The 1,354-nt window shown below is 47.3% G+C and carries 3 protein-coding genes; all 3 read left to right on the forward strand.

Annotated elements, in window-relative coordinates; translation table 11 throughout:
* On the forward strand, positions 1-268 hold a 268-nt coding region (locus AC3B8H_RS21375), incomplete at its 5' end, for a hypothetical protein (protein WP_488443520.1).
* Between the two features lie 229 nt (positions 269-497).
* Positions 498-755 carry a hypothetical protein gene (locus tag AC3B8H_RS21380; protein WP_488443521.1) on the forward strand — a complete coding sequence of 86 codons (258 nt, stop codon included), beginning with the start codon at positions 498-500 and terminating at the stop codon, positions 753-755.
* Positions 730-900, forward strand: a complete 171-nt coding sequence (locus AC3B8H_RS21385) for a hypothetical protein (RefSeq protein ID WP_488443522.1) — start codon at positions 730-732, stop codon at positions 898-900. Before AC3B8H_RS21380 ends, AC3B8H_RS21385 begins: the two co-directional genes overlap by 26 nt.
* The last annotated feature ends 454 nt before the right edge of the window (positions 901-1,354 follow it).

Here is a 1,354-nt window from a genome sequence, read left to right on the forward strand (position 1 = left end):
TGGGCGTGATGCCCGGAAGGAGATTGAGATGCGAAAAGTAATGGTGACATCCTACGAAAACGTGCCCGGAACAAAGCAGTTCGTTACGGTCGAGAAAGGCGAGGCCGTGTTTCACGGGTTTGGCACTGACCACGAAGAGTACGAAAGCGGTCCGGGAAAATTCCCGATTGCCATCGTCGAGTTTCCTGACGGGCACATTGAGACTCCGAGGGCTGAGCGCATTCGGTTTCTGACGCCAAACGCTGGAGGTGACGCGCGCCATGATTGAATTTAGCATAGAGATTTTGACGCATTTTAATTGCGACAAGTGCAATAAATGGTGGACGATAGGCGACTGGAAGAGACAGACGAATTTGTGCTGGGTTTATTCATTATGAATTTACAGAGCTAGACAAAGTGGTGTGTTCCAAAATGGAACAAACCACTGATCCGACAGCCATGCGGCGCAATACGGCTTCGCCTATTGACGCCCTATAGCTTTAAGCATAGAGGTACATATGAGCATGTGGACATGCCCTGTTTGTGAAGAAGAACTTTGTGATCCTCCAGATGTTGAGTTTACCGTTTGCCATGGAGGACACTCAGTGCGGCTTGTGCATCTTGGCGAGGGATCGGCCAACGCGTATCAATTTGACGAAAATGATGAAGACGAATTACCTGATAACGAACAAAGCGAAGCGAGTCAGCTTGAGCGCGTGGTTATAAGGCTTTTAAAAAAAGGTGAATATTATGACAAAAAAAGATTGCGACTTTGAAACCTGGTTTGATCATTTAGCTGCTAATGTTCTTGATCAAACTGGATTTGATTTTAAGGATCAGGAATCAGTAAAAGACGACTACGAGGCCGGACGGAATCTCTTTGATGTTGCTGACGAAATTTCGGCTGAATATATGGATTAGCCTTATAACGCCGAACTAAGGCGCGCCGCCGACGAACTTTAAACAATACCGCGATGCTACCCGGCGTCGCCTTGAGTGCCGTGTTATGCGGCTGGGAATTGAAAATGGATAGTTATGTTACAAAAGAGAGAAAGCATGTGCGCTGCTGGGGACGCATTATCGATGTTCCTGCGGGATTGACTTGCAAAAAAGTAGACGGAGGCGCCGGAGGGATTTGGTACATATGTATTTTACCTAAAGAAATTGCGCCTCCCGGCGATGACAGATATAGAGAAATGGTACTTAATAGCAGTCAAGTCATGCTGCATAACGCTAAACTAAGGTGCGCGGCCGACAAACTTTAAACAATACCGCGACGCTTAACGGCGTCGCCTTGAGTGCCGTGTTATGCGGCAATGCCCTCGATTAACTTTGCAAATGGGAGCCGATATGGGATTGGATGGGTGGTATTACT

The sequence above is a fragment of the Methylomonas sp. BG-2 genome (assembly GCF_057766305.1).

Coding starts and splice junctions, on each gene's coding strand:
- AC3B8H_RS21385 (WP_488443522.1), top strand. CDS start 730: ATGACAAAAAAAGATTGCGACTTTGAAACCTGGTTTGATCATTTAGCT.
- AC3B8H_RS21380 (WP_488443521.1), top strand. CDS start 498: ATGAGCATGTGGACATGCCCTGTTTGTGAAGAAGAACTTTGTGATCCT.